This window comes from Devosia sp., from assembly GCF_034675085.1.
Lineage (GTDB): Bacteria > Pseudomonadota > Alphaproteobacteria > Rhizobiales > Devosiaceae > Devosia.
In genome coordinates, this window is the sequence record NZ_JAUCDN010000339.1 from 1 (window position 1) to 3,454 (window position 3,454).

3 protein-coding genes are annotated in these 3,454 nt (G+C 62.2%); 1 reads left to right on the forward strand and 2 read right to left on the reverse strand.

Annotated features, from left to right (window positions below):
• Window positions 1–404: 404 nt before the first annotated feature.
• Complete coding sequence (locus VDP82_RS15895) at window positions 405–626, reverse strand: hypothetical protein (protein WP_323015805.1); 222 nt, start codon at window positions 624–626, stop codon at window positions 405–407.
• 388 nt (window positions 627–1,014) lie between these two features.
• Here VDP82_RS15895 and VDP82_RS15900 point away from each other — a divergent pair, with 388 nt between their 5' ends.
• A complete protein-coding gene (locus VDP82_RS15900; RefSeq protein WP_323015806.1) occupies window positions 1,015–2,985 on the forward strand; it encodes a M23 family metallopeptidase in 1,971 nt (656 codons plus the stop codon).
• Between the two features lie 122 nt (window positions 2,986–3,107).
• On the opposite strand, the gene VDP82_RS15905 is transcribed toward VDP82_RS15900, so the two are convergent.
• Window positions 3,108–3,449: a VOC family protein gene (locus tag VDP82_RS15905; protein ID WP_323015807.1), complete on the reverse strand. Its 342-nt coding sequence runs from the start codon at window positions 3,447–3,449 to the stop codon at window positions 3,108–3,110.
• Window positions 3,450–3,454: the final 5 nt, after the last annotated feature.

Sequence of the window (3,454 nt, forward strand, 5' to 3'; positions counted from 1 at the left end):
ATGTGTTAAGCCTGCCGCCAGCGTTCGTTCTGAGCCAGGATCAAACTCTCAAGTTTGAAATCTGACTATTGTCGCTAGATGCACGTTTGCATGATTGACGAGGACACACACCTTTTGTCTGCGTCTTGCGACGCGACTAGGTAGTGTACCTCTTAGAAAACGTGCACCCATCGAAGTCTGTTTAACTTCCGCCGGAATTGCTTCCGGGTTCAGTTCGCAAGAACCTCGCCGTCCACGTTTCTCTTTCTTCTATCTTCACAATTTCAAAGAGCTGACCTCGCTGCCCTCGCGGGCTAGGACGTCATTGGAAGCCTTGCTTCCTAATTCCTCAAGGAACGTACCTAGTGATCCGGTTGCCCGGCAGGTCGTCTGCCCTTTCAGAAATCGTTGAGCAGTGGGAGCGGCTAGCGCTCGGCGTCGTCAACGTGGCGGGTTGTAGTCGAGACGTTTTCGTCTGTCAACACCCTTTTTTCAATTTTCGTTTCGCTTGAAATTTCTTTCGAACGACCCGGAATTTGAAAACCTGAAACCGAAAATTTCTTTTTGATTTCAGAGGCTTGCTGCTTTGCTTGCCGCCGTTTGGCGCCGCGCTCTTCAGCGATGAGCGGGTTATAGGGGCGACCCATTTGGCTGTAAACCCCCTAAAGCGACAAAATCGTCATTTTCCGATTTTGCCCGCCGCCGCCATGTGGAAAACTCGACTGAGTCACCAGAGTTTTAGCGGCTTTGCCGTCGCAACGATCAATATGGAATTTTTCCTCGCAAATTCAAGAGGCTGGGCTTTTTGCCGGCCGGAGCCGGGAAAAACGCCACCCATTGCGATTCCGCCGGCCGGTTTCCGCTGCCCGAACCCGCCCCTTTCCGCTTTCCGGCCGTCCCCGCTCCCAGTTTCGCCGTATTTGCTTTAGATAGGAGAGCGCGATTGATATAGACTCCGCGCCTGCGTGCCCGCGCGTATGGGAATGCATCACGCCCGCTCCGGGAGCCTGCCATGCCACTGCAAAGGATGGAGCGTTGAGCCCAGCGCAGAAAAATCGCCACGCCGCCCTGCTCAAGGCCACCGGTTTCGAGGACAGCCCGGCCCTGACCGTGCAATCGACCGATGGCGAGATTCCCCATGGGCGCGAGCTGAGCTTCGCCTGGCTGAGCGGCACGGTGATGACGGGGCTGACCAGCGTGCTGCTGATGGGCGCCGCGCTCTATGTCTCCTTCCAGGGGCAGGACACTTTCTCCACCGCCTATGAGGCGCTGCAGATTTCCCGCCCCGAGCGCAGCACCCTCACCCCCACCGATCTTTCGGCCAAGTCCTCGCGCCTGCGCCCCATCACCGCCACCCGCTCGGACCTGGAAGTCATCGAGGCCTCGATCCGCGAAACCGTGGATGGCCGCGACATCATCCGCAACCAGCCTTTCGTGCGCATCCGCGCCACGCTGGCCACCGCCCCCACCTCGCTTTCGGAAAATGTGCGCCCCTACGATCCGGTGGCGATCCTCGAGGCGACCCAGCCCCTGCCGTCCGTCGGGGCGATGGACATCAATACCGATGTCTATGGCGCCGAGGTCGAGGGGGAAGTGGCGGTCAAGCTTGCCGCCATGCCGATGACCTTCGTGCCGCCCCGTGCCATCTCCGACCAGTCGGCCGCCGAATATGTGCGCGCCGTGGTCGAGGCCACTTTCTTCAGCGACGATCCCGTGCCGCCCACAATGGCCTATGCCGCGCTCGCCCCCTCGGTGCGCGATCTGGGCCTGGGCGCCGGCGGCAACACGCTGGGCGGCGTGGCCGAGAACGTCACCATCATGCCCAAGACCACGCTGGCCTCCAATACGGCTCTGGGCCGGTCCGAGCGTATCCTCACCATCAAGGAGCGCACGCCGCTCGACGAGGTGCTGCGCCGCAACGGCTTTTCCGACACCATGATCCGGGCCATCGACGCCACCTTGCAGAACGTCTTTCCCTCCACCGAGCTGGCGGCGGGGGCGCGGCTGCGCATCCTGTTCGGCCCCTCGCGCACCGCCAATACGCTGGTGCCCTACCGGCTGAGCATCTATTCGCATGACGACGCCACCAATACCGATCAGCACCGCGCCACCGTGGCGCTGACCGACAAGGGGCAATATGTGCTGGGCCTGGCCCCGGCCGAAATAAAGTTTCCCGAAGAAGACACCGAGGAAGTCAACGTCGCCAACCTGCCCAGCCTCTATATTTCCATCTGGGAAACCGGCCGCAAGCACGATCTGGACGACGCCACCATCGAGCGCATCATCGGCATGTTCGCCTATGATCTGGACATGACCCGCAAGGTGGCGCCGGGCGACGCCATCGAGATTCTCGAAACCGCGCCCGACGGGCAGCAGCGCAGCGAGCTGCTTTATGTCAGCCTCAAGCTGGGCAACACCACGCGCCAGCTCTATCGCTTCGCCACCGAAAACGGCGGCGCCGATTTCTTCGATCCCGACGGGGAGACCGGCAAGCGCTTCCTCACCCGCCGGCCGCTCGAGGGCGGGGGCACGCTGCGCTCGCGCTTCGGCTACCGCGTCCATCCCATCTTCAAGACGCGCAAGCTCCACACCGGGGTAGACCTGGCCGCGCCCAGCGGCACGCCCATCTATGCCTCCGGCGACGGCGTCATCAAATATTACAAGTGGCAGTCCGGCTACGGCAACAAGGTCGAGATCCAGCACGTCAACGGCTACGAGACCGCCTATGGCCACATGTCGCGCTATGTCGACGGGCTCGGCGTGGGCAGCCATGTGCGCCAGGGACAGGTCATCGGCTATGTCGGCTCCACCGGCCAGTCGACCGGCCCGCATCTGCATTTCGAGATTCTCATCAATGGCAATCTCGTCGACCCCCTGAGCGTCAAGCTGCCCAAGGACAATGTGCTGCCGCCGCAATATAAGGCGCAGTTCGCCCAGACCATGGCCCAGATCAACGACCTCATGGCCCGCGACCCCGCCCCGGTCAGCGTGGCCCAGACGAACTAAGGCGTTCCCAGCAAAGTGGATGCCGGCTTTCCGGTTCGGACACGCCATAAGACGAAGGCCTGGATCATTTCACTGTTTCTACCAAACGGTGACATGAACCAAACCGAGATGCGGGGGCCGCTCTATTCCGCCCGCGCCACCCACACCGCCAGCTCGTTTCCGCCCGGCTCGCGGCAATGGAAGCGCCTCCCACCGGGAAAATCGAACTGCGCGCGGGTGATCACCCCGCCCGCCGCCCGCACCCTTTGCTCGGCCGCGTCCAGATCGTCGGTGCGCACAACCGCCATCGTCGCCGCCACCCGGCCGGGGGCCTGGTCCACCCCGCCATCGATGCCGGCGCCGCTGATCCCGTCATAATCGGGGCCATAGCCTACCCGTCCCCAGCCGAAGGCTTCCCCGAAAAAGCGGCTGGTCGCCGCGCGGTCTCCGGAGGGAAACTCGATATAGTCGATGCGGTCCGCCATCTTTC

Bases quoted from the DNA above. Each gene is read 5' to 3' on its own strand.
- VDP82_RS15895 (WP_323015805.1), bottom strand. From the start codon at position 626: ATGGGTCGCCCCTATAACCCGCTCATCGCTGAAGAGCGCGGCGCCAAA.
- VDP82_RS15905 (WP_323015807.1), bottom strand. From the start codon at position 3,449: ATGGCGGACCGCATCGACTATATCGAGTTTCCCTCCGGAGACCGCGCG.